Annotated in this window: 25 protein-coding genes; 16 read left to right on the top strand and 9 right to left on the bottom strand. The window is 69.9% G+C overall.

From position 1 onward, the window contains the following. Positions 1 to 111 precede the first annotated feature (111 nt). The 8 genes from G3M62_RS03340 to G3M62_RS26350 are packed head-to-tail and all read left to right on the top strand — an operon-like array spanning position 112 to position 7,556. Positions 112 to 1,908, top strand: a complete 1,797-nt coding sequence (locus G3M62_RS03340) for a phage tail tape measure protein (protein ID WP_165184709.1) — start codon at positions 112 to 114, stop codon at positions 1,906 to 1,908. After that, positions 1,908 to 3,128, top strand: coding sequence for a DNA circularization protein (locus G3M62_RS03335; protein ID WP_165184708.1), 1,221 nt, complete (start codon positions 1,908 to 1,910; stop codon positions 3,126 to 3,128). Before G3M62_RS03340 ends, G3M62_RS03335 begins: the two co-directional genes overlap by 1 nt. Further along, on the top strand, positions 3,121 to 4,185 hold the full coding sequence (locus G3M62_RS03330; protein WP_165184706.1) for a phage baseplate assembly protein: 1,065 nt from the start codon (positions 3,121 to 3,123) through the stop codon (positions 4,183 to 4,185). Before G3M62_RS03335 ends, G3M62_RS03330 begins: the two co-directional genes overlap by 8 nt. Beyond that, a complete protein-coding gene (locus G3M62_RS03325; protein WP_165184705.1) occupies positions 4,182 to 4,718 on the top strand; it encodes a phage baseplate assembly protein V in 537 nt (178 codons plus the stop codon). Before G3M62_RS03330 ends, G3M62_RS03325 begins: the two co-directional genes overlap by 4 nt. Next, positions 4,715 to 5,164, top strand: coding sequence for a phage GP46 family protein (locus G3M62_RS03320; protein ID WP_165184703.1), 450 nt, complete (start codon positions 4,715 to 4,717; stop codon positions 5,162 to 5,164). The genes G3M62_RS03325 and G3M62_RS03320 overlap by 4 nt, the downstream gene beginning before the upstream one ends. Next, positions 5,164 to 6,219, top strand: a complete 1,056-nt coding sequence (locus G3M62_RS03315; protein WP_165184702.1) for a baseplate J/gp47 family protein — start codon at positions 5,164 to 5,166, stop codon at positions 6,217 to 6,219. The genes G3M62_RS03320 and G3M62_RS03315 overlap by 1 nt, the downstream gene beginning before the upstream one ends. Beyond that, positions 6,219 to 6,767, top strand: a complete 549-nt coding sequence (locus tag G3M62_RS03310; protein WP_165184700.1) for a YmfQ family protein — start codon at positions 6,219 to 6,221, stop codon at positions 6,765 to 6,767. Before G3M62_RS03315 ends, G3M62_RS03310 begins: the two co-directional genes overlap by 1 nt. Before the next feature lie 21 nt (positions 6,768 to 6,788). Then, on the top strand, positions 6,789 to 7,556 hold the full coding sequence (locus tag G3M62_RS26350) for a phage tail protein (RefSeq protein WP_205691938.1): 768 nt from the start codon (positions 6,789 to 6,791) through the stop codon (positions 7,554 to 7,556). Between the two features lie 210 nt (positions 7,557 to 7,766). Here the strand turns inward: G3M62_RS26350 and G3M62_RS03300 are convergent, their stop codons facing one another. Together G3M62_RS03300 and G3M62_RS03295 are read right to left on the bottom strand one after the other, a co-directional pair. Next, positions 7,767 to 8,792, bottom strand: coding sequence for a mechanosensitive ion channel family protein (locus G3M62_RS03300; RefSeq protein ID WP_165184698.1), 1,026 nt, complete (start codon positions 8,790 to 8,792; stop codon positions 7,767 to 7,769). 177 nt (positions 8,793 to 8,969) lie between these two features. After that, complete coding sequence (locus G3M62_RS03295; RefSeq protein WP_165184697.1) at positions 8,970 to 9,974, bottom strand: aldo/keto reductase; 1,005 nt, start codon at positions 9,972 to 9,974, stop codon at positions 8,970 to 8,972. A 125-nt stretch (positions 9,975 to 10,099) separates the two neighbouring features. On the opposite strand from G3M62_RS03295, the gene G3M62_RS03290 reads away from it, so the two are divergent. Next, positions 10,100 to 11,026 carry a LysR family transcriptional regulator gene (locus G3M62_RS03290; RefSeq protein WP_165184695.1) on the top strand — a complete coding sequence of 309 codons (927 nt, stop codon included), beginning with the start codon at positions 10,100 to 10,102 and terminating at the stop codon, positions 11,024 to 11,026. On the opposite strand, the gene G3M62_RS03285 is transcribed toward G3M62_RS03290, so the two are convergent. Further along, positions 10,962 to 12,131, bottom strand: coding sequence for an aminotransferase class I/II-fold pyridoxal phosphate-dependent enzyme (locus G3M62_RS03285; RefSeq protein ID WP_165184694.1), 1,170 nt, complete (start codon positions 12,129 to 12,131; stop codon positions 10,962 to 10,964). The genes G3M62_RS03290 and G3M62_RS03285 overlap by 65 nt on opposite strands. Positions 12,132 to 12,234: 103 nt before the next feature. On the opposite strand from G3M62_RS03285, the gene G3M62_RS03280 reads away from it, so the two are divergent. Then, on the top strand, positions 12,235 to 12,762 hold the full coding sequence (locus G3M62_RS03280; RefSeq protein ID WP_246263457.1) for a VOC family protein: 528 nt from the start codon (positions 12,235 to 12,237) through the stop codon (positions 12,760 to 12,762). A 109-nt stretch (positions 12,763 to 12,871) separates the two neighbouring features. After that, positions 12,872 to 13,702, top strand: a complete 831-nt coding sequence (locus G3M62_RS03275; protein ID WP_165184692.1) for a hypothetical protein — start codon at positions 12,872 to 12,874, stop codon at positions 13,700 to 13,702. A 4-nt stretch (positions 13,703 to 13,706) separates the two neighbouring features. Here G3M62_RS03275 and G3M62_RS03270 read toward each other — a convergent pair whose 3' ends face one another. From G3M62_RS03270 to G3M62_RS03260, 3 genes are all read right to left on the bottom strand, one after another. Next, positions 13,707 to 13,928: an alkylphosphonate utilization protein gene (locus G3M62_RS03270; protein WP_165184690.1), complete on the bottom strand. Its 222-nt coding sequence runs from the start codon at positions 13,926 to 13,928 to the stop codon at positions 13,707 to 13,709. Between the two features lie 63 nt (positions 13,929 to 13,991). Then, positions 13,992 to 14,906, bottom strand: coding sequence for a site-specific tyrosine recombinase XerD (locus G3M62_RS03265; RefSeq protein ID WP_165184689.1), 915 nt, complete (start codon positions 14,904 to 14,906; stop codon positions 13,992 to 13,994). Beyond that, positions 14,903 to 16,303, bottom strand: coding sequence for a hypothetical protein (locus tag G3M62_RS03260; protein ID WP_246263456.1), 1,401 nt, complete (start codon positions 16,301 to 16,303; stop codon positions 14,903 to 14,905). Before G3M62_RS03260 ends, G3M62_RS03265 begins: the two co-directional genes overlap by 4 nt. Positions 16,304 to 16,475: 172 nt before the next feature. Between G3M62_RS03260 and G3M62_RS03255 the strand changes: the two genes are divergently transcribed. Continuing rightward, entirely contained in the window at positions 16,476 to 17,075 is a 600-nt protein-coding gene (locus G3M62_RS03255; RefSeq protein WP_165184686.1) for a shikimate kinase, read from the top strand. Further along, the gene (aroB, locus tag G3M62_RS03250; RefSeq protein WP_165184684.1) at positions 17,072 to 18,181 is read left to right on the top strand and encodes a 3-dehydroquinate synthase; all 1,110 of its coding nucleotides are present in this window, start codon (positions 17,072 to 17,074) and stop codon (positions 18,179 to 18,181) included. The genes G3M62_RS03255 and aroB overlap by 4 nt, the downstream gene beginning before the upstream one ends. A 10-nt stretch (positions 18,182 to 18,191) precedes the next feature. Here aroB and G3M62_RS03245 read toward each other — a convergent pair whose 3' ends face one another. Further along, positions 18,192 to 19,730: an esterase-like activity of phytase family protein gene (locus tag G3M62_RS03245; RefSeq protein ID WP_165184683.1), complete on the bottom strand. Its 1,539-nt coding sequence runs from the start codon at positions 19,728 to 19,730 to the stop codon at positions 18,192 to 18,194. An 84-nt stretch (positions 19,731 to 19,814) separates the two neighbouring features. After that, positions 19,815 to 22,157 carry a TonB-dependent receptor gene (locus G3M62_RS03240; RefSeq protein WP_165184681.1) on the bottom strand — a complete coding sequence of 781 codons (2,343 nt, stop codon included), beginning with the start codon at positions 22,155 to 22,157 and terminating at the stop codon, positions 19,815 to 19,817. A gap of 203 nt (positions 22,158 to 22,360) precedes the next feature. On the opposite strand from G3M62_RS03240, the gene G3M62_RS03235 reads away from it, so the two are divergent. Then, the gene (locus G3M62_RS03235; RefSeq protein WP_101711352.1) at positions 22,361 to 22,444 is read left to right on the top strand and encodes a hypothetical protein; all 84 of its coding nucleotides are present in this window, start codon (positions 22,361 to 22,363) and stop codon (positions 22,442 to 22,444) included. Between the two features lie 112 nt (positions 22,445 to 22,556). Beyond that, entirely contained in the window at positions 22,557 to 23,648 is a 1,092-nt protein-coding gene (locus tag G3M62_RS03230) for a 3-deoxy-7-phosphoheptulonate synthase (RefSeq protein ID WP_165184679.1), read from the top strand. Positions 23,649 to 23,664: 16 nt separating this feature from the next. Here the strand turns inward: G3M62_RS03230 and G3M62_RS03225 are convergent, their stop codons facing one another. Continuing rightward, the gene (locus tag G3M62_RS03225) at positions 23,665 to 24,423 is read right to left on the bottom strand and encodes an SDR family NAD(P)-dependent oxidoreductase (protein ID WP_165184678.1); all 759 of its coding nucleotides are present in this window, start codon (positions 24,421 to 24,423) and stop codon (positions 23,665 to 23,667) included. A gap of 153 nt (positions 24,424 to 24,576) precedes the next feature. Between G3M62_RS03225 and G3M62_RS03220 the strand changes: the two genes are divergently transcribed. Then, entirely contained in the window at positions 24,577 to 25,500 is a 924-nt protein-coding gene (locus tag G3M62_RS03220) for an AraC family transcriptional regulator (protein ID WP_165184676.1), read from the top strand. Positions 25,501 to 25,547 lie beyond the last annotated feature (47 nt).

Raw genomic sequence — 25,547 nt, 5'->3', positions numbered from 1 at the left:
CGGACTGCCTAGGCCAGATCGCGGCGACGTTCGGGGGCCTTTCCAGGGCCGATCTCTGGAGCCTCCGGATCGCTGAATTCAACTTCTGGCACGGTCAGGCGGTACGGATACATGGCAAATCTGACAGTTAGCCTGATCATCAGGACCCTGGCCTCGCTGGCCGGCCTGAAGGCGGCCACCAAGGCGACCGGGGACCTGAGCAAGGTCACCGGCGCGGCGGTCAACCCGGTCAAGGCCCTGGGCGCGGCGACCGACGCTTCCAAGCGCATCACCAAGGCCGAGGCCGAGGCGATCATGGAGGATCTGCGGGCCAAGCGCCTGGGGACCAAGGCCACCGAGGAGTTGGGCCAGGCCGTCGAAGCCACCAGCCGTCGCACCGTCAGCTTCGCCGCCCGCCTGCGCCTGGCGCGGATGCGGACCACCGAGTTTCGGGCCGGGATCGGGCGTGGGTTCACCACGGCGCTGTGGGCCGGCGGCGGGGCGATCACCGCCCTGGCCAGCGGCGCGGTGCTGGCCACCAGCTGGCTCGGCCGGGCCACCCTGGCCCAGGCGAAGGTGGCCAAGGAAACCCGCAACGCGGCCCAGGCCGCCGGCATCGGGACCCGCGAGTATCAGCGCCTGAACTACGCCTTCGAGACCAGCGGCGGGACCGGCGTGGAGCTGGGCGACGCGCTGAAGTTCCTCAATCAGAACCAGGTGCGCGCGGCGCGCGGCGGCAAGGACCAGCGCGTGGCGTTCCAGGCCCTGGGCGTCAGCTACATGAAGACCTCGCGCCAGCTGCAGCCGGCCGAGGTGCTGCTGGGCCGGATCGCTGACCGATTCAAGGTCATGCCCAACGGGGCCAAGAAGGCGGCGATCGCCCAGATGCTGTTCGGCGATTCCGGCGTGGCCCTGATCCCGGTTCTGAACAGGGGCTCGGCCGAGCTGAAGGCCCTGGGCGACGAGGCCGAGCGCTTCGGCCTGGTGCTCAGCGACGAGGCCGTCGCCAAGTCGGCCGCCCTGGACCTGCAGTGGCTGCGCACCACCAAGATGATCAAGGGCCTGCGCGACGCGCTGGTCACCGCCCTGCTGCCGGCGTTCTCCGACCTGGTGGGCTGGCTGGAGAAGACCCTGCAGCGCGATCGCCAGAAGATCCTGAGCCAGATCAACGCCGGCGTCGCGGCGCTGAAGGCGAACCTGCCGTCCATCCTGAAGACGCTGGGCGAGTTGTGGGCGGTGCTGGGCTTCATCGCCGGCGTCGGCTCCAAGGTCGTTAAGGCTATCGGCGGGGTCAGCGGAGCGTTCGACTTCCTGGCCGGCATCATGATCGGTCGCTTGGCGATCGGAACCATCCAACTGATCGGCTTGCTGTGGGGTGTCAACGGCGCGCTCTGGGCCTTCCCCGGCACTTGGATCGTCGCTGTGATCGCCGGTCTGATCTTTGGCACCATACTTCTGATCCGCCATTGGGGGGCCGTTAAGGCCTTCTTTGGCGACCTTTGGGTGCACTTCAAGACCTGGTTCACCAGCTTGCCCATCTGGGCCCAGGCGCTGATCAGCCTGCCGGCGACGATCATCACCCACTGGAATGAGATCATCGGCTTCTTCAAGGGCGTGTTCGGCCAGCTGAAGGCGGTGTTCGCCACCGGCGTGGCCGACATCTGGAACAGCCTGCCGCCGTGGTTCCAGAACGCCATCCGGGTGGGGGCGATCGTCGCCAACCCGGTGGCGGCCCTGGGCTACGCGATGAGCGCTCCGCGTCCGTCGGGCGCGGCGGCGCCCACCGCCGCCGTGGGCGCGCGCAGCAACCAGCTGAACGGTTCGATCACGGTCGTGGCCGGGCCGGGCACGCAGGTGCGCGACGCCCAGAGCGACACCCCCGGCGTCGGGTTCGACCTGTCGCGCGGCATGACCCTGCCGGCGTTCTGATGGCGACCTGGCAGGACACCTTCACCGAGGGCAGCTTTCGCGGCGCGGCCTTCCTGATCCAGGACGACGACCACCAGTTCGGTCGCCGGGTGGAGCTGCACGAGTATCCGCTGCGCGCCTTGCCGTGGCCGGAAGACCTGGGCCGCGAGGCCCGGCGCTGGACCGTGGACTGCTACGTCCTGGGCGACGACTACATGACCGCCCGCGACGCCCTGATCGTGGCCTGCGAGACCGAGGGCCCCGGCACGCTGGTGCATCCTTATTTCGGGGTGCGGGTCGTGGCGTTCCTGGGCGGCCGGTGCCGGCAGAGCGCCCGGGAAGGCGGGCTGGCGGTGTTCAGCCTGGAGTTCGTCGAGGCCGGCGAGCACGCCGCACCCGCCGTGTCGATCGACACCCAGGGCGCGGCGCTGGTGGCGGTGGACGGGTTCGAGGAGGAGCTGGTCACCGGCATGCCGGACCAGTTCGACATCGAGGGCCAGCCGACCTTCGTGGTCAGCGCGGCCACCGACCTGATCGGCCAGGCCGCCAGCGCCGCGCGCGACGCGGCCGGGGTGCTGAGCGGGGCGGGCGAGGCCCTGTACGCCGTGCGCCACAAGGTCGACGCCATTCGCGCCGGCGCCCTGGCCCTGGCCCGCGCCCCGGGCGAGCTGGCCGGCCAGTTCATCGACCTGGTGCGCTCGATCAAGGCCCTGGCCGACACACCGGCGGCGGCCCTGGCGGCGCTGCGCCCGCTGATGAGCTTCGGATCGACCGTCTCCGCCGTGCTGGGCACGACCACGGCCCGCGTGCGCCAGCGCGCCAACCAGGACAGCCTGGTGCGCCTGGTCCAGGGCGCGGCCGCCGCGCAGGCCGTGGCCGCCGCCAGCCAGCTGCAGCCGGCGTCGTACCAGGACGCGGTCAGCGTTCGCGACGACCTGGCCGGGCGGATCGACGTGATGGCCGAGCAGGCGGCCGACGCCGGCGACGACGAGGCGTTCATCGCCCTGACCGACCTGCGGGCCGCCGTGATCCGCGACCTGACCGCGCGCGGCGGCTCGCTGGCCCGGCTGTTCGACTACACCCCGCCCGCGACCGCGCCGGCGCTGGTGCTGTCGTGGCGGCTGTACGGCGACGCGCTGCGCGACCAGGAGATCGTCGACCGCAACCGAGTCGAACACCCCGGCTTCGTGCCCGGCGGCGTGGCCCTGGAAGTGCTGACCCCGGAGGTCGGCAATGGCTGACGTGGTTTCGCTGAAGATCGCCGGCAAGAGCTATGAGGGCTGGACCAGCGTGTCGATCGACACCGGCCTGGACGCCATGGCCGGGGCGTTCACGATCGGCCTGACCGAGCGCTGGCCCGGCCAGCCGGACAAGTGGGTGATCAACCCGGGCGAGGCCTGCGAGGTGTTCATCGGCGGCGACAAGGTGATGACCGCCTGGATCGATCGCGCCGACTATGAGCTGGAGGACAAGCGCCACGGCGTGTCGATCGCCGGCCGGGAAAAGACCGGCGACCTGGTCGACTGCGCCGCCATCCACGCGCCCAGTTCGTGGAAGAACAGCAAGCTGGAGGCGATCGCCGCCGCCCTGGCCAAGCCGTTCGGCGTCAAGGTCAGCGCCAAGGTGTCGACGGGCGCGGCCTTCAGCTTCGCCCTGCAGCAGGGCGAGACGGTGTTCGAGGCCATCGACCGCATGAGCCGCCAGCGCGGCGTGCTGGGCCTGACCACGGTGGACGGGAACCTGGAGCTGACCCGGCCGGGCCAGGTGAAGGCCGGCTACATCCTGGCCGAGGGCGTCAATATCGAGCGGATCCGCTTCACCAACGACGTCAAGGACCGGTTCAGCCAGTACATCCTGAAGGGCCAGGCCGGCGGCGGCGACTTCCTGCTGGGCACGACGGCCCACCAGCCCAAGGCCCAGGCGGCCGACCCGGGGGTGACGCGCTATCGCCCCACGGTGATCATCAACCACGACGCCAGCTCGGCCGGCACGCTGGCCGACCAGGCCAAGTGGGAGGCGACGGTTCGGGCGGCCAGGGCCCAGCAGGTGACCGTGACGGTGACCGGGTGGCGGGACCCGAACGGCAAGCCCTACGTGAAGGACCGACTGGTGCCGGTCGACGCGCCGACGGTCGGCGTGGTCGGCGAGCTGCTGATCAGCGCCGTGAAGTTCACCGACGGGCCCAATGGCCAGCGCACCGACCTGACCCTGACCCGCAAGGAGGCGTTCAGCCTGATCGCCCTGCCGGCCAAGAAGGGCAAGGGCAAGGGGGTCGACCCCTTGATCAACCTCCAATGATGAACCAGTTCCGCAAAGCTCTGGCGCCGACGGCCCGCGCCGTGGGCATGATGGTGGCCCGGGTGCTGGTGCGCCTGGTCGACGACAGCCCCGGCGTGCAGCAGCTGCAGGTCGACGGCCTGGCCGACGAGACCCTGGACGGGATCGAGCGCTTCCAGAACTACGGGTTCACCAGCCGACCCAAGCCGGGCGCCGAGGGCATCATGGTCGCCGTCGCCGGCACCCGCTCCCAGGGCGTGGTGATCGTGGTCGACGACAGGCGCTATCGCCTGCGGGAGCTGGCCGAGGGCGAGGTCGCCATGCAGGACGATCTGGGCCAGGTCGTGCATTTCAAGCGCGACGGGATCTCGATCGAGAGCCCGTTCAAGGTCGAGATCACCGCGCCCTCGGTGAAGGTGACGGCCGACCATGTCGTGGTCGACAGCGCCGACGTCCAGCTGGGCGGCGCGGGCGGTAAGGCCGTCGCCCTGCACGGCGATTCCGTTGTCGCCAACAAGGTGGTGTCCAGCTCGACCAAGGTGAAGGCGGCATGAGCGACCTGGCCCTGACCTGGGACGTCGACGCCTGCCTGGGCGACCTGTCGTTGGACGGCGCGGATCTGCGCAGCGAGGAAGGCCTGCGCACGGCCATCATCATCTCGCTGTTCACCGATCGCCGCGCGCAACCCGACGACGTGCTGCCCCAGGACGGCGCGGATCCGCGCGGCTGGTGGGGCGACAGCCTGGCCGACATTCCCGGCGACCAGCTGGGCTCGCGGCTGTGGCTGCTGGCTCGCGAAAAGCAACTGCCCTCGGTCGTCGCCCGGGCCCGGCAGTACGCCCAGGAGGCCCTGGCCTGGCTGGTCGAGGACGGGGTGGCCACCAGCATCGAGGTGCTTGCCGAGGTCAGCGCGCCCGGCGTGCTGGGCCTGCAGGTCTCGATCACCCGACCGACGGGCCCGGCCCGTCAGAAGTTCGACTTTGTCTGGAAGGCCCCCTGATGGCGTTCAACCGTCCCACCCTGACCGAGCTGAGGGCTCGCATCCAGGCCGACATCAATGGCCGCCTGCCCGGGGCCGACAGCGCCCTGCGGCGCTCGGTGGTCAACGTGCTGGCCACGGTGCTGGCCGGCGCGGCGCATGGCCTCTACGGCGTGCTGGCGTTCCTGGCCCGGCAGCTGATGCCCGACGAGGCCGAGAGCGCCTATCTGCGGCGCTGGGCGTCGATCTGGGGCGTGGTCGCCAAGGAAGGCGCGCCGGCCGCCGGCACGATGCAGGTGACCGGGGCCAACGGCTCGCCGATCGAGGCCGGCACCCCGCTGCAACGGGGCGACGAGCTGCAATACGCGACCACGGCCGACGCGGTCATCGCCGGCGGGGTGGCCACCCTGTCGATCGAGGCCCAGACGCCGGGGGTGATCGGCAACGCCGACGCCGGCGCGCGCCTGACGTTCGTCTCGCCCGTCGCGGGCGTGGCGGCCGAGGGCGTGGTGCTGGCGCCCGGGTTGAGCGGCGGCACCGAGGAAGAGAGCGACGAGGCGCTGCTGGCCCGCCTGCTGGAGCGCATCCGCCGGCCGCCCCAGGGCGGCAGCGCCGACGACTATGTGCGCTGGGCCACGGAAGTGCCGGGGGTGACGCGGGCCTGGGCCTATTCCGGATGGACCGGGCCCGGCCGAGTGGGCGTCACCTTCGTCATGGACGCCCGCGACAACATCATCCCGCTGGCCGACGACGTGGCCGCCGTGACGGCGCATATCGATCCGCTGCGTCCCGTCGCCGGCATGCTGGTGGTGTTCGCCCCGACCGGCGTTCCGCTGAACCTGACGATCAGCCTGCCCGGCGGCTCGGCCGACGTGAAGGCCGCGATCATCGCCGAGGTCCAGGACTTCCTGCGCCGGCGGGCCGAGCCCGACGGCGTGATCGAGATCTCCGGCCTGCGCGAGGCGGTGTTCACCGGAGCCGGCGACGCGGCCCACACCCTGACCGTGCCCACCGCCAACATCGCCTACGGCCCCGGCGAGTTGGCCGTGATGGGCGTGGTGACCTGGACCACCTGATGCGCAGCGCCGCCTCATACCTGACCCAGCTGCAGGCCCTGCTGCCGCTCGGCGCGGCCTGGAACCGCAGCCCCGACTCGGTGATGACCGCCGCCCTGGGCGCGTTCGCCGAGGAACTGGCGCGCATCGACCAGCGGGCGGCCGACCTGGTCGAGGAAGCCGACCCGCGCACCGCGACCGAGTTGCTGACGGAGTGGGAACGCCTGGTCGGCTTGCCCGACGGCTGCACGCCGATCGCCGCCACGATCGAGGAACGCCGCCTGGCCGTCTATCAGCGGCTGGCCGGGCTGGGCGGCCAGAACGCGGCCTATTTCGTGGCCCTGGCCGAGCGCCTGGGCTACGCGGCCGAAGTCCGCGAGTGCTTCCCCGCGATGATCGGCGACCACATCGGCGACCGCCTGTTCGGCGAGGCCTGGGCCTGGGTCTGGATCCTGCGCACCTCGCCCGCCCTCGGAGACGACCCCCTAGGCCTGCAGTGCGTCGTGCGGCGGCTCAAGCCTGCCCACACCGTCGTGATGTTCGGGGAGATCGGCGATGACGCCTTTTAGTTCGATTGACGGAGAGCCGGAATGCACCGCGTAGACACTGAAGACTCGGTCGGGGGGATGTTCCAGCCGGGCGACCCGGCCTCTGGTCTTGGGCCGACCCTGCTGGGCCATGACTGGTTCAACGACATCCAGGAGAACGTCGCGCGCGTCATCGAGGGCGCGGGTATCGCCCTGGTGAAGGGCGGCTACGACCAGCTCAAGACCGCGATCAACACCCTGATCGCCACGGCCAAGGCCGCCGCGATCGCCACGGCGGCTGGCGACGCCACCACCAAGGCTGGCGCCGCTCAGACCGCAGCGGTCGCCACAGCGTCCGGTGACGCCACCACCAAGGCCAACAATGCCCTGGCCGCCGCCAAGGCCTACGCTTGGAGCCCCGGCGACATGAAGATGCGCGCCGCCAACGTGGCTGAAGGCGGCTGGTACCTGTGCGACGGCAGCGCGGTCTCTAGGACGGGCGACGCGGCCCTGTTCGCGGTGATCGGCACGACCTGGGGGGCTGGCGACGGCGTCAGCACCTTCAACCTGCCCGACCTGCGGGGCGAACACCCGCGCGGCGCTGACAACGGTCGTGGCGCTGTTCCGGATCACCCTGGCCACACCGTCGGCACCTATCTCGCCGACCAGAACCAGGCGCACACCCACACCCTCGCCCAGATCGGCACGGCCGGTTCCAACAATCAGCCGACCGGGCCCGCCACCAACTTCGGTCAAGCCAACACGGGGAGCAGCGGCGGCGCGGAAGCCCGTGGCCGCAGCGCCGGCGTGCTGTTCGTCATCAAGAGATAGCCCAGGGCCTTAGGGGCCGCTTCCGGACCCCTAAGGAACCTCTTAGCGGGGCGTAAGGGGCGCTTCGGAGAGTTCAGAGTGCTCCAGAACCTCTTGTCCCCGACTCCAGAAGCTTTTGTCGCGCTTCAACCTCTCACCCTCCCACCGCTTCGCGGCGGGCCCCTCCCTCTCTCAAAGAGAGAGGGTCAAAGGATCGCGGCGGCCCGCATCCTACCCCTTCGGCGCCGGCCCCTGCACCGGCAGCGGCGGCTCCTCGGGATCCTCGCGCTTGAGATCCTCGGCCGCGTCGTTCTTGGAGGCGGGCGCGGCCTTGGCTCTGGCCTTGCGGCCGGCCCGGGCCTCCAGCCGCAGGGCGGCGCGGGCGTCGTCACCCTCCTCGCCGAACAGGCCGCGCAGGCGCACGTCGCGCTGCGGATAGGGCACCTCGATCCCCGCCCCGCGCAGGGCGTCGTCGATGGCCCAGGTATAGGCCGCGAAGATCGCCGCCGGGCGCCGCACGGAGTCGACGGTCGGCCAGACGATCAGCTCGAACTTCAGCGCCGACTCCCCATAGCCCACCAGCCAGACCTGGGCCTTGCGCACCGCGTCGTCAGGCGCGGTGAACGACACCGAGTGGGCGGCCGCCAGCACCGCCTCGCGCACCTTTTCCTTGTCGACCCCGAAGGCGGTGACGAACGGCACGTGGATGCGGCGGGTGGTGTGGTGCAGGGTCCAGTTGATCACCTGCTCGTTGACCAACACCGAGTTGGGCACGATCACGTCGGTGCTGTCGTTGGTGCGGATGCGGGTCGAGCGCGGGCCGATCTCGTGCACCACGCCGCGCGCGCCGTTCTGCAGCTCGACGAAATCGCCCACCGCCACCAGCCGCTCGAACATCAGCGACACGCCCGACGCGAAGTCCTTGACCAGCCCCTGCAGGCCCAGGCCGACGCCGACGCCCAGCGCCCCGGCGAACACCGCCAGCGAGGTCAGGTTCACGCCCATCACCGACAGGGCGATCAGCAGGCCGATGGTGCGCAGGCCGTAGGTGCTGAGCTTCTCGACGATGTACAGCGAGGGCGCGCTGACCACCGAGCGTTCGCGCAAGCGTCGCAGGCCCGAGGCCACCAGGCGCGACAGATAGATCGACGCCACCACGATGAGGATCGCCGCCACCACCCCGCCCAGCGTGATCGTGGTCTTGCCCAGCGTGACCAGCTCGATGCCGTCGGGGCGATGGAGGGGATTGGCGACCATGGGCGGAGTGTGGGGTTACCCCGCCGCGCCGCGCAATACCCCTATTCCCCCTTCCCTCCCCCTTGCGGGGAGGGTGGGCCGCGTAGCGGGTCGGGTGGGGTTTGATGACTCAGCGGACCCCACCCACCAGCTTCGCTGGTCCCCCCTCCCCGCAAGGGGGAGGGAAAGACGCGCTGATTACCGTCCCACCATCGCCAAACCCGCCTCGCTGTACCGCGCGCCCGCGATCGCCGTTTCCGGCACGGCGGCGGCGATCTTGGCCAGGTCGTCGGCCGACAGTACGACGTCGAGCGCTCCGAGGTTCTCCTCCAGCCGGCCGATCTTGGTCGTGCCCGGGATCGGCGCGATGTGCTCGCCCTGGGCCAGGATCCAGGCCAGGGCCAGCTGGGCCGGGGTGACGCCCTTGTCGGCGGCGATCTGGGTCAGGGCCTCGACCAGCGACAGGTTCTTGGTCAGGGCCTCGCCCTGGAAGCGCGGCAGGCCGCGGCGGAAGTCGCCGTCGGCCAGGGGCGCGTCGGCCTTGATCGCGCCGGTCAGGAAGCCCCGGCCCAGCGGGCTGTAGGGCACCAGGCCGATGCCCAGCTCGCGCAGGACCGGCAGGGTCGTCGCCTCCAGGTCACGGAACCACAGCGAAAACTCGCTCTGCAGGGCCGCCACGGGCTGCACCGCGTGAGCCTTGCGGATGGTCTCGGGGCCCGCTTCCGACAGGCCGAAATGCTTGACCTTGCCCTCGGCGATCAGGTCCTTGACCGTCCCGGCCACGTCCTCGATCGGCACGTTCGGGTCGACGCGGTGCTGGTAGAACAGGTCGATCACCTCGACGCCCAGGCGCTTGAGCGAGGCCTCGGCCACGGCGCGAATATGCTCGGGCCGGCTGTCGGTGCCGCGCATGCGGTTGAAGCCTTCGCCCGCGCCTTCCGGCGCGATGTCGAAGCCGAACTTGGTGGCGATCACGACCTTGTCGCGGAAGGGCTTGAGGCCTTCGCCGACCAGCACCTCGTTGGTGTAGGGGCCATAGACCTCGGCGGTGTCGAAGAAGGTCACGCCCAGCTCGACCGCGCGGGCCAGCAGCTTGAAGGCGTCGGTCTTGTCCAGGGCCGTGCCGTAGACCTGGCCCATCCCCATGCAGCCCAGACCAATGGCCGAGACTTCCAGCCCGTCGCCGAGTTTGCGCGTCTTCATGGTGATATCCTCATGTTCGGAATTGCGACCGCAAGGCCCGGCCTGGCGACGACGGGAAGATGGGCGCCAAAGCGCGTCGCGATAAGCGCTTGAAGTCTCAATGAACTGCTGAGCAAGTCTCAGCAATGGACCAACGCCCCCTGCCCGACCTCGCCGTGTTCGCCATGGTGGCCCAGCATCGCAGCTTTCGCGCCGCCGCCCAGGTGCTGGGCGTCTCGGCCTCTGCGCTCAGCCACACCATGCGCAACCTGGAGACCCGACTGGACGTGCGCCTGCTGCATCGCACGACCCGCAGCGTCGCGCCCACCGAGGCCGGCGAGCGGCTGCTGGCGCGGCTGACCCCCGCCCTGGCCGATATCGACGCGGCCTTGTCGGAGGTGGCGGCGTTCCGCGACCGGCCTTCGGGACGGCTGCGGGTCAACATCGCCCGTTCGGCCGCCCGCTGGCTGGTGGGGCCGCGCATCGGCGGCTTCCTGCGGGCCTATCCGGACGTGCGGATCGAGATCGCCTGCGACGACGGACTGACCGACATCGTGGCCGGCGGCTTCGACTGCGGCGTACGGCTGGGCGAGAGCCTGCAGGCCGACATGATCGCCGCCCCGATCGGCCGTGAACTGAGCCAGGCCCTGGTCTGCGCCCCGTCCTATGTCGAGACCCACGGCGCGCCCGCCCAGCCGGACGACGTGCTGGCCCACCGCTGCCTGCTGTTTCGCCGGGCCAGCGGCCAGCCCTGGGCGTGGGAGTTCGAACGCCGGGGGCGCGAGGTGGTGGTCCACCCGCCCGGCGTGCTGATCAGCGACGAGAACGAGGTGATCCGCCGCGCCTGCCTGGACGGGGCCGGCTTGGCCTTCCTGATCCGCGACCAGGTGGCCGACGACATCGCCGCCGGGCGGCTGGTCTCGTTGCTCGACGACTGGTGCGAGCCCTTCCCCGGCTTCTTCCTCTACTATCCCAGCCGCCGCCAGCTCTCGCCGGCGCTGCGGGCCTTCATCGACTGGATGCGGGCTCCGCTGCCAGGGGGAGAGGGGTTTGGGAAGCGAACCACGGCGTGATCCGCCGCAGGGCTTCCTCCACCTCGGCCGTCGCCACCGCGAAGCTGAAGCGGATGAACCGCCCCCCGTCGACCGGATCGAAGTCGACGCCGGGCGCGGTGGCCACGCCGGTGTCGCGCAGCAGCCGCTCGCAGAAACCCAGGCTGTCGTCGGTCAGATGGCCGATGTCGGCATAGATGTAGAAGGCCCCGTCCGGCGGCGCGATCGAGGCCAGGCCCAGGGCCGGCAGGGCGTCCAGCAACAGGGCGCGGTTGGCGCGGTAGACGTCGAGGTGGCCCTCCAGCTCGTCCAGGCAGTCCATGGCCACCAGCCCCGCGTGCTGGCTCAGCGACGGCGGGGTCAGGAACAGGTTGCCCATGAAGGCCCGGGCGCGCGGGATCTGGTCCTGCGGCACGACCACCCAGCCTAGCCGCCAGGCGGCCATGCTGAAGTACTTGGAGAAGCTGTTGACGATCAGGGCGTCGGGCTCGAACGCCAGCATCGAGCGGGCCGGCTCGCCATAGCTGAGCCCGTGATAGATCTCGTCGGAGACGACGCGGATCCCGCGCGCGCGGCAGACCTCGGCGATGGCCTCCAGCTCGGCGGCGGGGATGATGGTGCCGGTCGGATTGGCCGGGCTGGCGATGACCACCCCGGCCGGCGCGGGCTCCAGGGCGGCCAGGTGCGCGGCGGTCAGCTGGAAGCCGCTCTCCGCCCCGCAGGCGATCTCGACCGGAACCAGGTTCAGGGCCTTGAGCGTATTGCGATAGGCCACGTAGCCGGGGCGGGCCAGGGCCACGCGGTCGCCCGGCTGGAAGTTGGACGCCAGGGCCAGCACCAGGGCCGGCGAGGCGCCGCAGGTCAGGATGATCCGCTCGGGATCGACCTCCACGCCGTCCAGGTCGGCGTAGCGCTTGGCGATGGCGGCCTTCAGCGCCGGGCTTTCCCAATAGCCCATGCCGTCGGTGTCCAGCACGTGGTGCGCGGTGACGATCGCCGCCTTGGGCGCGCCGGTCGAGGGCTGGCCGAACTCCATGTGGATGATCGACTCGCCTCGCGCCTTCATCTGGTGGGCCAGACGGCTGATGGCGATGGCGTGGAAGGGTTCGATCTCGGAAGCGGACATGGGGCGTTCGTAGAACGTGGCGGCTGGGGCGCCAACCCGCCGACCGCCGCTTGGGCGACGCGGTTCGCAGAAAACCCCAAGCCGATGTCGGCGTGGGCGTGTCTTGATCGTCCTTCGTTTCGAACCGGCCGACGAACGGCCCAACGCCCGCCAGAGTGAGGACGACGCCATGCAGAAGATCAGCCCGTTCCTGTGGTTCGACACCCAGGCGAAGGAGGCCGCCGAGTACTACGTCTCGCTGTTTCCCAATTCGAAGATCACCTCCACCTCGCCCGGGCCGGGCGGCACGGTGATGACCGTCGGCTTCGAGCTGGACGGCCAGGTCTTCACGGCCCTGAACGGCGGGCCGCACTTCACCTTCAACGAGGCGGTGTCGTTCGTGGTCCGCTGCGCCGACGCAGCGGAAGTCGACCGTTACTGGGACACGCTCACCGCCGATGGCGGCCAGGAAAGTCAGTGCGGCTGGTTGAAGGACAAGTACGGCCTGTCCTGGCAGATCGTGCCGCAGGAATTCCTCGACCTGATGGCCAGCCCCGACCAGGCGGCGACGGGCCGGATGTTCGCGGCCATGATGCAGATGAAGAAGCTGGACATCGCCAAGCTGAAGGCGGCGTTCGAGGGGAAGGCCTAACTCCGGTCAACGCGTCTCATGATACCGAACTCAACCCTTGCGACGCCGTTCGCCCCGGTTAAGTTTGACGCGTCGCCCCTCCAGGCGGCGCGTCTGGGGGAACGGATCGATGCGGACTTTTCTTGTGATGATCGGCGTGGCGGCAATCCTGGCGGGCGCGGGGCCGGGCCAGGCGCGGCAGACCTTCCAACCGCTCGGCGCGCCCCAACCGGCCCGCCTGCTGATCGACATCACCCACAGGGTTACCGACTACGCGCCCTACGACGTCGATCCAGCGGGTCCACTGAAGACGACGACCGGGCCGGTCGCGACCGGTGACGAAATCCTCAGCTTCGGCGTCCGCCACCACCGTACCGCCCGCCTGGAGGCCGACGTCCAGCGTTACGCTTTCGGCGGCAAGAAGGTGATCGCCGCCGCTGGCGCGCCGTTCTACGCCGTGCGGCTCAACGACCTGGATGTCTGGTGCACGCCGGCCAACCAACTGACCGGCGCGTTCGGCGGCGCCGCCGTCTGCTTCAAGGAGGCGGAGAAGTGCCGAACCTGCGTCTACCTGACCAAGCCCGATCCCAAGATCCAATATCTCGGCTACAGCTCACGCCAACTGACCACCGCCACGGTCACCGGCGCCTCCTTCGAACAACAGGTTCTAACCGAACGGCCTCAACTGGCCGAAGGCCCCGTCGACCTGCCGCCTCTACGTCTGGCCGTGCACTGGAACCAGAGCGGCAAGGGCGTGGCCCGGCTGTTCGTCTACATCGGAGACGGCGAAAAGGTCTCCTATCCCTCGCAGCATCTGATCACGTTGGACGCCCAGGGCTCGGCCTGGGTCGAGGTCCAGGGCGTGCGCTTCAAGGTGACGGCGACGGGCGACGGCAAGAGCGCGCGGATCAGCGACGTTGGCGGCGAACTCACGCCCGGATCGCTGAACTTCACGCGGTAGGCGCCTAGGCCTTCTTCACGAACTCCACCCGCAGCACCAGGCCGCGGACCTTCTCGACATTGGCTTCGATCTCGTCGGTGTCGCCGGTCAGGCGGATGTTCTTGACCAGGGTCCCGCGCTTCAGCGTCACGCCGCCCGAGCCCTTGACCTTCAGGTCCTTGATCAGGGTGACGTTGTCGCCGTCGGCCAGGATGTTGCCGTTGCTGTCGCGGGTTTCGTCCGACATGGAGAAGTCCTTACATTTGATAGGGGCTTCCTAGAGAGCGCCGCCCCGCGAGGCAAGGCGGGCCTAGCCCTTCCGTCCCAACGGATGCTTGGACTTCACCACCGCCGCCAGGTGATCGCCCGCCACGTGGGTGTAGATCTGGGTCGTGGCGATGTCGGCGTGGCCTAGCAGGGTCTGGATGACCCGCAGGTCGGCGCCGCCTTCCAGCAGGTGGGTGGCGAAGGCGTGGCGCAGGACGTGGGGGCTGACGGTCTCGCGGTCGATGCCGGCGGCGATGGCGGCGTCTTCCAGCAGTTGCGAGACCCGCCGCGCGGTCAGCCGACCGCTCTTGGCGCGCGACGGAAACAGCCACGGGCTGTCCTTGGAGCCCTTTGGCAGGAATTGCGGCCTTGCCTCCAAATAAGCCTTCACGGCCGTGCGGGCCGCGTCATTGAGCGGCGCCAGCCGCTCCTTGCCGCCCTTGCCCTTGACCATCAGGAAGGCCGGGTCGCGAGCCAGGGCCGCCAGGGACAGGTTCAGCAGTTCGGAGATTCGCAGGCCCGAGGCGTAGAGCAGCTCGATCATGCAGGCCAGGCGCAGGCCCTGGGCGCCGTCCTTGGCGGCGGCCGCCGCGATCAGCCGCTCGACGGCGTCGCGCGACAGCACCTTGGGCAGGGGCCGTCCGGCCTTGGGGGCCTCGACGCGGCGAGAGGGGTCGTCGTCGCGCCAGCCCTCGCCCAGCACGAAGCGATAGAACTGGCGCAGGGCCGAGCGGCGACGGGCGGCGGTGGCCGGCGACAGGCCGCGCGCGCCAAGATCGGCGAAATAGGCCTCGACGTCTTCCGCCGACGCGCCGTCCAGATCGCCGCGCGAGGCCAGGAACAGCCGGGCGTCGGCCAGGTCCTTCTCGTAGGCGGTCAGGGTGTTGCGGGCGGCCGCGCGCTCGACGGCCATCATCTCGAGGAAGGCGTCGATCCAGCCTGGCGCGGAAGCGCTCATTTCACCTGCAGCGCCAGCAGCCCCTCCACGGCGAAGGCGCGGGCGTCGGTCTCCAGCCCGGCCTTCAGCAGGGCGCGGACCAGGTGGGCGCGGTCGACCGGCCCGGGACCGGACGGGCCGGCGTCGGCGGCGACCGACAGGGCCAGCAGGGCCGCCTCGCCCTGGCGACCGGCGGCCGCCGCATCGTCCAGCACGATCAGCCGGCCGGCCGGCGCGGCGGACTTGCCGGGGTCGAACGCAGCCAGCGAAGCGCGAGCCTCGGGGCCGACGGCGCCGCCGAACGAAGCCAGGATCAGCGCCGCCGGCTGGGCGGGCGACTTGGCGCCGCCCTGGACGCCGCGCTCGATCAGGCCGTCGAGGATCTGGCTGTCCTTCCTGCCTTCCGCCGCCGCCAGGGTCGCGTCGAGCAGGGCCAGGTCGGTGGTCGTGGCGCCGGGGATGGTGTCGCCGGTCAGCTTGGCGCGGATGGCCTGGGCCGTGGCCAGGTCGCCGGCGGCCAGGGCGGCGCGGGCGAACAGGACCGGATCCTCCAGCGGCGCGCCCGCTTGGGCCAGGGCGGCGATCGCCGGCAGGCCGGCCTTGGCGGCGTCGGTGAAGGCGGCCAAGCCCTTGGTCGCGCGCAGGGCCGCCAGCGTCGCGGCCTGGGCGGCCGTCAGGTCGCTGGGCGCGGCCGCGTCGGCCGGCTTGACCACGGCCTTCAGCGCCGGCGAGGCCGTGGCGAGGGCGGCGGCCGAGGTCACGTCCAGCCCCAGCTTGCGCGACAGGGCGTAGTCGATGCCGTTCTTCAAGTTGGCCGCCCCGGCCGGCGTGCCGGCCAGCACGGCGTTCATCAGCCGGGCGTAGTCGGCGTCCTTGGTCTGCTGGGCGGCCAGGGTGAAGGTCAACTGGGCGGCGTCGTGCTGGTCGGCCAGCACCTGGCAGAAGGCCCGCAGCCGCAGCCAGTAGGGCGCGCCGCGATCGACGCTCAGCGCCTCGCCGATCTTGCAGGCCTTGTCGTCGGCGCCGGTGATCAGGGCCGCCTCGGCCGCCGCCATCGACAGCTGGGCGCTGTTCGCCACGCCGGGGGCGCGGTCCAGAACGGCGTCGGCGCCCTTGGCCTCGCCCAGGGCGATCAAGGCCAGGGCTCGGGTCGCGCCCAGTTCCGGGTCGTCGCCGATGCCGGCCGGGGCGTGGGCGCCGGTGGCCAGCACCCGTCGCGCCAGACCGGCGGCGGCCGGCGACAACGGCTTGGCGGCCAGCTTGGGCAGGGCCTCCTTGACGATACCGGGCGAGGCGTCCTTCCACAGGTCGCCCGACAGGCCCGTCTCGGCGGCGGGAGCCGAGAACAGGTCCGGCGCGGCCAGGGATTGCACCTGCACCTGGGCCCAGGCCGGAGCCAGGGCTGGCGAAAACAGCACCGCCGCGAGGACGATCGCCGAACAGCTCGTGAGTCGCTTTGAAGAGGCCATGGTTCAACTATGCCGCAGGTCAGGGGTTGGTGAAACTTTTCGCCCTTCAAGCCACACTGGACGTCGTCTTGGTCCAAACCTTGGCGGGACGCCTCGCCCTCGTGTAAACCGCCTTCAGCCTATGAACGATGACACCGCCCTTTCCAGCCCCGACCCGAGGGCCGCCTTGCGCCGCAAGACCATCGTGCTCGTGGGGCTGATGGGCGTGGGCAAGTCCAGCGTGGGCCGGCGCCTGGCCACGGCGCTGGACCTGCCGTTCCGCGACGCCGACAACGAGGTCGAGGCCGCCGCCGGCCGCTCGATCCCCGAGATCTTCGCCGAGATGGGCGAGCCGGCCTTCCGCGACGGCGAGCGGCGGGTGATCGCCCGGCTGCTGGACGAGCCGGCCCACGTGCTGGCCACCGGCGGCGGGGCCTTCGTCAATCCCGAGACCCGCGCCCTGATTAAGTCCAAGGCCGTGGCCGTCTGGCTGAAGGCCGATCTGGAGCTGCTGGCCCGCCGCGTCGGCCGCAAGGACGGCCGGCCGCTGCTGAAGGGCCGCGACCCGATGGACGTGCTGCGCGAGCACGCCACCCTGCGCTATCCCGCCTATCGCGAAGCCCACGTGACGGTCGAGACCGGCGACACCGCCCACGGCGTGGCGGTCGACGCCGTGATCCAGGCCCTCAAGAGCCACCTGTCGCCTTCCGAAAGCGAGCCCCAAGAAAGCGAGTTCGAGTGATCACCACCATCCCCGTGGGCCTGGGCGCGCGCGCCTATGACGTGGTCGTCGGCACGGGCCTGATCGACCGCGCGGGCGAGTTCATCGCGCCGCTGCTCAAGCGCAAGCGGGTGGCGGTCGTCACCGACACCATCGTCGGCGAGCACCATGGCGAGCGGCTGGCCAACGCCCTGGAGCACGCGGGGATCGCGACCGAGGTGATCCTGGTGCCGCCCGGCGAGGAGACCAAGAGCTTCGAAGGCCTGGCCGACCTGTCGGACCGCCTGCTGGCCCTGAACCTGGAGCGCGGCGACATGGTCATCGCGTTCGGCGGCGGGGTGGTCGGCGACCTGACCGGCTTCGCCGCGGCGATCTACAAGCGCGGTATCGACTTCATCCAGATCCCCACCACCCTGCTGGCCCAGGTCGATTCGTCCGTCGGCGGAAAGACCGCCATCGACACCCCGCGCGGCAAGAATCTGATCGGCGCCTTCCACCAGCCGCGCCTGGTGCTGGCGGACCTGGACATCCTGGCCACCCTGCCCGCCCGCGAGCTGGCCTGTGGCTACGCCGAGATCATCAAGTACGGCCTGCTGGGCGACTTCGCCTTCTTCGAGTGGCTGGAGACCCACGTCCAGGCCGTGCTGGAGCGCGACACCGCCGCCCTGGTCCGTGCGGTCGGCCGCTCGGTCGAGATGAAGGCCGAGATCGTCGCCGAGGACGAGAAGGAGGCCGGCCGCCGCGCCCTGCTGAATCTCGGCCACACCTTCGGTCACGCGGTCGAGGGCGAGATGGGCTTCGGCGACGCGCTCAAGCACGGCGAGGCCGTGGGCTTGGGCATGGCGCAGGCCTTCCGCTTCTCGGTCCGCCAGGGCCTGTGCTCGGCCCAGGACGCCGTCCGCGCCGAGGCCGCCATCAAGGCCGCCGGCCTGCCGACCCAGCTGTCGGACATCCGCTCCGAGCCGTTCAGCGCCGACGCCCTGATCGCCCACAGCGCCCAGGACAAGAAGGCCGAGGGCGGCCTTTTGACCTTCATCCTGGTGCGCGGGATCGGCGACGCCTTCGTGGCCAAGGACGTGGACCGCGCGGCGCTGCGGGACTTCCTGATCGAGGAAGGCGCGGTCTAGGCGGGCCGTCTCAGCGAGGCCGCGTCGGCAGCGTCAGCCGATAGACCAGGATGACATTGTCGTTGTCGCCCACGCCGGAGCCGTCGGCATTGGTCAGGCTGGCGTCGAAATCCTGGCCGTTGACCCGGCCCTTGGCGGTCTCGAAATCGTTGTCGTTGCCCACGAACAGGAAGACGTCGTTGGGCGCCTTCGGATCCAGGGCGGGCGCCAGGGCCAGGGCCTCCAGCTTCTCCGACAGAGTGTAGGGCGTCGACGGCGTGGTCGACAGGTTCATGCCGAACCTGGCCAGCTGGACGGGGTTGAGGAAGTTGACCAGCTCGACCTGCTTGACCGGCGCGATGCCGTCGACCAGCGCGCCGGCCTTGGCGACCGGCTTGGCGGTCTGCTCGTAGGGCGTTCCGGCCAGGTTGGTCGCCCCGCGCGTATCGACCAGCAAGATGCTCTTGAACACCCCGTCATAGGGCTTGCCCGTGCCTCGGCCGTTGCCGTCGCGCGACAACACCAGGAACTGGTGATCGTTCAGCGCCACCATCTCGGACTGGGCGGCGGTCACGTCGGCCGGTTGTCCGTCGGCCTTCTGGCGCACGGTGGGCAGTTGCAGCACGTAGTGGCCGATCGGCGCCTTGGGCGTCCGGGTCTTGGTGATGTCGTAGACCAGGATGCGGGTGTTGTTGCGGGTGGCCGCGTCGGCGCCGGCGGTGTCCTGCACGGTCGCGCTCTGCAGGATGGTGATCAGCCGCGTCCCGTCGGGCGTGACGGCGGCGGCCTCCAGGCCCTGGTTGTTGCGGCGGCCGGTGGCCGGCGGCTTGGCGGCCGAGAAGTTCAGCTTGCCGTCCGCCATCGGCGCCAGGGCCGGCGGGGCCGCGATCGCCCCGACCTGCCGGCCAGTGCGGTCGAACAGATAGACGCCGGCGGCGTACTCGTCGGAGACATAGAAGCCGCCGTCGGGCAGGCGGGCCAGGCCCTCCGAGTCCAGGCTGATGCGGCCCGCGCCCTCGCCCGAGGCCGGCGACGGATAGGTGATCCCGTCGCGGGTCAGGGTTCCCGGTCCCGGATCCTTGCCGGTGAACGGCTTGCCGGTCTGGTCCAGCAGCAGGAAGCCGCCGGTGGGGGTGACGGTCAGCTTGCCGCCGCCCTTGGAGTCGGCGGGCTTGAACGTGAACCGATGGGTGTGGATGCGGTTGGCGTAGTCGGTGGTGTCCAGGCCGCCGATATTGTTGGGGCCCCGGTCGGGCAGGGTCCAGAAGACGCCCGTATAGGACCCGTCCTTCAGGCGTCGCCAGGACTTGGCGTCGAGCGCCATGCTCGAGAACGACCCCAGGGTTTCATCCCGGAAATCGCGCGTGGCGGCCGGCAGCCGGCCGACGCCGACCAGGCCGTGATTGACGAAGACCTGGCCGTCCAGGGTCGCCGTCTCGTCGCCCGCCGCGTTGGTCCAGTGCTTGGTCGTATAGGTCTGGGACTTGTAGGTCTGGGATTGGGCGTGCGCCGCGCCGGCGGTCAGGCTGACCAAGGCGGTGGCGAGCAGGATCGCGAGACGGCGCGGCATGGAGTGTCCTACCCGTAAAATCACGGCGGATGGCGGGAGGGACCAAGGTTCCCTCCCGCCATCCACGAACGTGGGAGCGTCCGCTTAGAAGTCGAAGCCGACCGTGGCGAAGACCTGGCGCGGCGCCGAGGCGTGGAAGACCAGCAGGCTGCCGGTCGCGTCATCCGGCGCGAACACGCTGCTGTCGAAGTTCGAGGCGTAGCGCTTGTTGGTCAGGTTGGTGACGTTCAGCCCGACCTTCGCGCCCTTCATGAAGCTGACGGCGTCGAACTTGTAGCCGACGCCCAGATCGAAGGTGGTGACGGCGCCGAAGCTCTGATCGTTGGTGTAGGTATAGTAGCGACGGCCGGTGTACTTGCCCTGCAGCGAGGCCGAGAAGCCGCCCCGGTTCAGGCTCACCACGCTCGACGCCATCTCCTTGGGCGTGTCCACCTGCTGCTTGCCGGCCGTGGCCTTGATCACGCAGGTGGTCGTGCACCAGTTCAGGTTCTCGTCGTAGGTCGACTTGTTGTACGAGGCCGAGTTGTACCAGCTCAGCCACTCCAGCGGCTTCCACAGCACGCCGATCTCGGCGCCCTTGCTGGTGACGCCGCCGGCGTTGTGGAAGGAGTTGCCGCAGCCGGGGTTCTGCTGCTGGTTGGTCGGGCAGGGATTGTACTGCAGCAGGCGGTTCTGGAACTTCACGTCATAGGCGGCGAGCGAGACCTGCAGCGGACCGCTCACGAAGCGGTAGCCGGCGTCGAAGCTCTTCGACGTCTCGGGCTTCAGGTACTTGCCCTGGGCGTCCCAGACCGATTGCGACACCGATTGCGGACCCAGTTTGAAGCCGCCCTGGAACATCGCCATGTTCTCGGCGTAGCTGGCGAACACCTCGTGCCCGGGGGCGATCCGCCAGCGCACGCCGGCCTCCGGCAGGAAGTTGTCCTTGGCCTTCAACACGCCGGACGCGAACTGGGTGGACGCCGGCGGGGCGGCCTTGGCGATGCCGGGGATGGCCTGGGCGTCCGACTTGGCGTTGGTGCTCTTGAAGCCGAAATCGATGCTCAGCGCGTCGTTCAGCAGAGACACCGTGTCCTGGAGGTAGAACTGCTGCGTGGTCCAGTCGGTCTTCTGCACCCACTGGGCGGTGTTCGGCGTGCCGTCCAGGTATCGCGCCAGGCTGAAGGGTCCGGTGACGTTGGTCCAGATGTAGCGCGCGGCGCTGCTGGTGTTGTCTTCCAGCCAGACGCCGCCCTGGATGTGGTTGACGCCGACGGTCCAGCCCAGGCTGGCGACCACGCCGGTGCGGTCGATGGTGTAGCGCGTGTCGCGGATCTGCACCGGGACGTCGTCGGCCGTGGACGTCGTGCCCTGGGTGGACCAGCCGGCGATCCAGTTGTTACCAGCGCCCTTGTCGGTGTGGTTGTAGACTTGGACATGGGCGAGGACCGACGGGGTGACGTTGAAGTCGCCGGCCAGATAGTACAGCTCGTCGTTACGCAGGATCTGGCCGTTGGTGAAGGTCACGTCGGCGTTCTTCTGCGGCGACGGCGCGGGGACGCACTTGGTCGGCGCGGTCGGGGCGGTCACCGAGCAGTAGGCGACGCCCAGATAGGACTGCCAGTTGGGCGCATAGCCGCCCCAATCCCAGCCGAGACGCGACTGCATGTCCTTGGACAGATAGGCGTCGTCGGCCTGGTTGGTGCGCGACACGTCGGCGAAGGCCGTGATCTTGCCGACGTCGCCGATCCGATAGACCAGCTTGCCGTTGATCTGCTTGCCGGTGGACTTGTTCCAGGCGCCCTGGTTCACGAACAGGTCCTGCTGGCTGTACTGCCCCGAGAGGTAGGCCGAAAGACCGCCGTGCTCGCCGCTGTCGATACGCAGGAAGGTGCGCGCGGCGTCTTCGCTGCCGACCGTGCCGTTGACCGAGACCCCGAAGTCCTTGTGCGGATCGCTGGAGGTGTAGAGCAGAGCGCCGCCCAGGTTGCTGGTCGAGGCGATGCCCAGGCCCGCGATGCCGGTCGCCAGATCGGCGCGGCCCAGGTTCTCGGAGATCAGCGCGCGGCTGATGGTCAGGCCGTTGTAGTTGTTATAGGCGCCGTCGCCGAGCGGCACGCCGTCCAGCGTGTAGCCCAGGTGGGTGGTGTTGAAGCCGCGCACCTGCAGCGACAGCGACTGCTCGTTGACGCCCAGGGCGTCGATCGATTGGGCGCTCACGCCCGGCAGGAAGTTTAGCGACTTCTGGATGCTGGTCCCGGGCGGCAGCGTTTCGAGGTTCGACGGCAGCAGGGTCGAGACCGAGCGGGTCTGGCCGCTGCCGACGACGACGAGCGCGTCGACTTCGCTGCTGTCCGCCGGGGCGGCCGGCGCGTCGGCCGCTTGAACCTGAGTGGCGAACATGAGGCAGGCGGCGATGGCCACCACGCTGGCGGACTTCAGCAGCATTCGGATATCCCCCGATATCAAAAGCGCCGCGGGGACTGGTCGTCCGCGGCGCCGGTTTGTTTTCAGGTGACGCGTCTATTCAGGTTCGATGACGGTTTTTCTACATCGCCAGTCATCGGAAGAATTGACGCCGGGCCGATGCCGTCCAGGGCGCGACGCCAAGACGCGTGACAGACGGTCAACTTGGCTCTAGGGTCGCGGCCATGATCCTCGCCGCCAGCCAACAGCTGTTTTGGTATTTTAGCTATCCGACGCCTCTGGCGCCGGGAGGGGATCGTTTGGCCTGAAATCAGAGCCACAAACGCCTTTCACCAGCCGCCAGGGGTTCCCCGGGCGGCTTTTTTCATGGCCGCCGGACCTCGCAAGATTTCCCCCTCGCAAGATTTCCCGGAGCACGCCATGCCTTCCTCGACCACCGCCCACCTCGTCTCGCTGCCCGTCCCCACCGACGACCTGCGGATCCAGAAACTCCAGACCCTCAGCCCGCCCGCCCAGGTTATCGGCGAGGCGCCGGCCACCTCGTCGATCGCCGAGATCGTCGGCAATTCGCGCCGCGCCGTGCATGAGATCCTGAACGGCCGTGACGACCGCCTGGTGGTGGTGATCGGCCCCTGCTCGATCCACGATCCCAAGGCCGCCCTGGAATACGCCCGCCGCCTGGCCGTCGAGCGCGAACGCCACGCCGGCGAGCTGGAGGTGATCATGCGGGTCTATTTCGAGAAGCCCCGCACCACGGTGGGCTGGAAGGGCCTGATCAACGACCCGGACCTGGACGGCGGCTTCCGGATCAACGAGGGCCTGCGGCTGGCGCGCCGGGTGCTGCTGGACGTCAGCGCCCAGGGCCTGCCGACCGCCTGCGAATTCCTGGACGTCACCACGCCGCAATATATCGCCGACCTGGTGGCCTGGGGCGCGATCGGGGCCCGCACCACCGAAAGCCAGATCCACCGCGAGATGGCGTCCGGCCTCTCCTGCCCGGTAGGCTTCAAGAACGGCACCAACGGCGACGTCAAGGTGGCGGTCGACGCGGTGCTGGCCGCCAGCCAGCCGCACCATTTCCTGGCCGTGACCAAGGAGGGCCGCGCCGCCATCGCCACCACGACGGGCAACGCCGACTGCCACGTGGTGCTGCGCGGCGGCAAGACGCCCAACTACGACGCCGCCAGCGTCGCGGCGGTAGCCGACGCCCTGACCAAGGCCGGCCTGCCGCCGCGCATCATGGTCGACGCCAGCCACGCCAACAGCGGCAAGAACCACGAGAACCAGCCGGCCGTCGTCACCGACATCGCCGCCCAGGTGGCCACCGGCGCCTCGCCGGTCATGGGCGTGATGATCGAGAGCAACCTCGTGGCCGGCCGCCAGGACATCGTCCCCGGCCAGCCCCTGACCTACGGCCAGTCCGTCACCGACGCCTGCATCGACTGGGACACGTCGGTGCGGGTTCTGGACGAACTGGCCGCGGCGGTGCGGGCGGGACGGGCGGCGCGCTAGCCTCCCGCCGCCCGCCTCAGATGTGAATGCCGCCGGCGACTTCGATCCGCTGGGCGTTGACCCAGCCGAAGTCGTCGGACAGCAGCCCCGCGATCACCGGCCCGACATCCTCGGGCAGGCCGGCGCGGCCCAGCGCCGTGGTCGCGGAGATCGCCTTGTTGACCTCCGGGTTGTCGCGAACCATCCCGCCGCTGAAGTCCGTGGCGATCGGACCCGGCGCGACGACGTTCACGGCGATCCGGCGCGGAGCCAGCTCGACGGCCATGTAGCGGGTCAGGGATTCGACCGCGGCCTTGATCGGGCCGTAGCCGATCCGGCCTGGCATGGCGAAGCGAGCCAGGCCGGACGAGATGTTCACGATACGCCCGCCATCGTTGATCAGCGGCAGCAGCTTCTGGGTCAGGAACATCGGCCCCTTGAAGTGCACGGCGTAGAGGGCGTCCATCTCGGCCTCGGTGATGGTCTCCAGGCTGGCGCTGGACGAGGTGCCGGCGTTGTTGACGAGATAATCGAAACGCGAGGCGCCGAGATCGGCCAGGGCCTGGCGCACCTGCTCGACGACGCCATCGAACGACGCCGCCTCGCCGACGTCGAGCCGCAGGGCGATCGCCCGTGCGCCCGCCTGCTCGACCAGGGCGACGACGGCCTCGGCTTCTGCCCGATTGGACTTGTAGGTGATGATCGAGCTGACGCCGCGCGCCGCCAAGCGCAGCACCGCATCGCGGCCAATACCCCGGCTACCGCCGGTGACGAGTGCGATCTTACCGTCTGACATGACTGATCTTTCCTTTTGACGCCGCGCGGGCGGCCTCGAACGCCTGGGGAGATCATCGCGCCGGCCACCGCCAGGCGGAATGCCGGGACTGGCCGGTTTCTTGCCTATTCCTGCCGCCTCAGCTAGTTTGGAGCTTCACGCCGGAGGCTGATCATGGTGAGCCCGCTAGCCGAGGCGCTGCTGCGCTACACGGAACGCCAAGGGGGAGAGAGCCTGTTCTCGACCCCGATCGACGGCCTGGCCATCATGCGCTCCGACCACCCCAAGCCCGCCAGCCACCTCCTTCTGAGACCGGCCGTCTGCCTGGTGGCCCAGGGCGCCAAGTGGGGCAGCTTCGGCGGCAATCGGCTGGAATATCGCGCCGGCCAGGCGCTGGTGATCGGCGTGGAGACTCCGTCGATCGGCAAGGTCTTCGAGGCCCGTCCCGGCGAGCCCTGCCTGGTCCTGATGTTCGAACTGGATTTCGCGATCATGCGCAGCGTCGCCGAAGACCTGCCGACCCCGCCGATCCCGAGCGGCCAAGCGGGGCTGGGCGTCTTCGTCTCGAACTTCGATGGTCCGCTGGCCGATTGCGCGCTCCGCCTCGTCCGGTTGCTCGACACGCCGCAGGCCATCCCGGCGCTCCACCCCGGGATCATCCGCGAGATCTGCTACTGGCTGCTGACCGGACCGCACGGCGGAGAGATCGCCAGGCTGGCGCTGCGGACCAGCCCCTCGCAGCACGTCATCGAGGCGATGCACAGCCTGAGAGGCCGCTTCCGGGAGACGGTCCGGATCGAGGATCTCGCGGCGATCGCCCACATGAGCCCCTCGGCCTTTCATCGCCACTTCAAGGCGCTGACGGCGTCGACGCCGTTGCAGTACCAGAAGCAGTTGCGCCTGCTCGAGGCCCGCCGCCTGATGGTTTCGTGCGGGCTCAACGTCGAGGCGGCCGCCTTCGAGGTCGGGTACGAAAGCCCATCCCAGTTCAGCCGGGAATACGCCCGCATGTTCGGCGCGCCGCCCAAGCGGGACCTGACGCGTCTACGGTCGACGCTGGAAGCCTATGACGACGGGCAGGCGCTGGCCGCGGCCTAAGCGACAAAGCCCTTCCTCAACGCCCGCTTTATTGCCCCGCTCTCCGC

Source organism: Caulobacter soli (assembly GCF_011045195.1).
Lineage (GTDB): Bacteria > Pseudomonadota > Alphaproteobacteria > Caulobacterales > Caulobacteraceae > Caulobacter > Caulobacter soli.
Note: the sequence above shows the minus strand (reverse complement) of the source record. Positions and strands in the feature narration are given on the sequence as shown.

What these genes read in the sequence shown, in the direction of transcription:
- G3M62_RS03265 (WP_165184689.1), bottom strand. Translation starts at nt 14,906, where the DNA reads ATGAGCGCTTCCGCGCCAGGCTGGATCGACGCCTTCCTCGAGATGATG.
- G3M62_RS03245 (WP_165184683.1), bottom strand. Translation starts at nt 19,730, where the DNA reads ATGCCGCGCCGTCTCGCGATCCTGCTCGCCACCGCCTTGGTCAGCCTG.
- G3M62_RS03335 (WP_165184708.1), top strand. Translation starts at nt 1,908, where the DNA reads ATGGCGACCTGGCAGGACACCTTCACCGAGGGCAGCTTTCGCGGCGCG.
- G3M62_RS03235 (WP_101711352.1), top strand. Translation starts at nt 22,361, where the DNA reads ATGATCCTCGCCGCCAGCCAACAGCTGTTTTGGTATTTTAGCTATCCG.
- G3M62_RS03295 (WP_165184697.1), bottom strand. Translation starts at nt 9,974, where the DNA reads ATGAAGACGCGCAAACTCGGCGACGGGCTGGAAGTCTCGGCCATTGGT.
- G3M62_RS26350 (WP_205691938.1), top strand. Translation starts at nt 6,789, where the DNA reads ATGCACCGCGTAGACACTGAAGACTCGGTCGGGGGGATGTTCCAGCCG.
- G3M62_RS03220 (WP_165184676.1), top strand. Translation starts at nt 24,577, where the DNA reads ATGGTGAGCCCGCTAGCCGAGGCGCTGCTGCGCTACACGGAACGCCAA.
- G3M62_RS03255 (WP_165184686.1), top strand. Translation starts at nt 16,476, where the DNA reads ATGAACGATGACACCGCCCTTTCCAGCCCCGACCCGAGGGCCGCCTTG.
- G3M62_RS03320 (WP_165184703.1), top strand. Translation starts at nt 4,715, where the DNA reads ATGAGCGACCTGGCCCTGACCTGGGACGTCGACGCCTGCCTGGGCGAC.
- G3M62_RS03230 (WP_165184679.1), top strand. Translation starts at nt 22,557, where the DNA reads ATGCCTTCCTCGACCACCGCCCACCTCGTCTCGCTGCCCGTCCCCACC.
- G3M62_RS03270 (WP_165184690.1), bottom strand. Translation starts at nt 13,928, where the DNA reads ATGTCGGACGAAACCCGCGACAGCAACGGCAACATCCTGGCCGACGGC.
- G3M62_RS03325 (WP_165184705.1), top strand. Translation starts at nt 4,182, where the DNA reads ATGATGAACCAGTTCCGCAAAGCTCTGGCGCCGACGGCCCGCGCCGTG.
- G3M62_RS03315 (WP_165184702.1), top strand. Translation starts at nt 5,164, where the DNA reads ATGGCGTTCAACCGTCCCACCCTGACCGAGCTGAGGGCTCGCATCCAG.
- G3M62_RS03300 (WP_165184698.1), bottom strand. Translation starts at nt 8,792, where the DNA reads ATGGTCGCCAATCCCCTCCATCGCCCCGACGGCATCGAGCTGGTCACG.
- G3M62_RS03225 (WP_165184678.1), bottom strand. Translation starts at nt 24,423, where the DNA reads ATGTCAGACGGTAAGATCGCACTCGTCACCGGCGGTAGCCGGGGTATT.
- G3M62_RS03330 (WP_165184706.1), top strand. Translation starts at nt 3,121, where the DNA reads ATGGCTGACGTGGTTTCGCTGAAGATCGCCGGCAAGAGCTATGAGGGC.
- G3M62_RS03275 (WP_165184692.1), top strand. Translation starts at nt 12,872, where the DNA reads ATGCGGACTTTTCTTGTGATGATCGGCGTGGCGGCAATCCTGGCGGGC.
- G3M62_RS03290 (WP_165184695.1), top strand. Translation starts at nt 10,100, where the DNA reads ATGGACCAACGCCCCCTGCCCGACCTCGCCGTGTTCGCCATGGTGGCC.
- G3M62_RS03310 (WP_165184700.1), top strand. Translation starts at nt 6,219, where the DNA reads ATGCGCAGCGCCGCCTCATACCTGACCCAGCTGCAGGCCCTGCTGCCG.
- G3M62_RS03285 (WP_165184694.1), bottom strand. Translation starts at nt 12,131, where the DNA reads ATGTCCGCTTCCGAGATCGAACCCTTCCACGCCATCGCCATCAGCCGT.
- G3M62_RS03240 (WP_165184681.1), bottom strand. Translation starts at nt 22,157, where the DNA reads ATGCTGCTGAAGTCCGCCAGCGTGGTGGCCATCGCCGCCTGCCTCATG.
- G3M62_RS03340 (WP_165184709.1), top strand. Translation starts at nt 112, where the DNA reads ATGGCAAATCTGACAGTTAGCCTGATCATCAGGACCCTGGCCTCGCTG.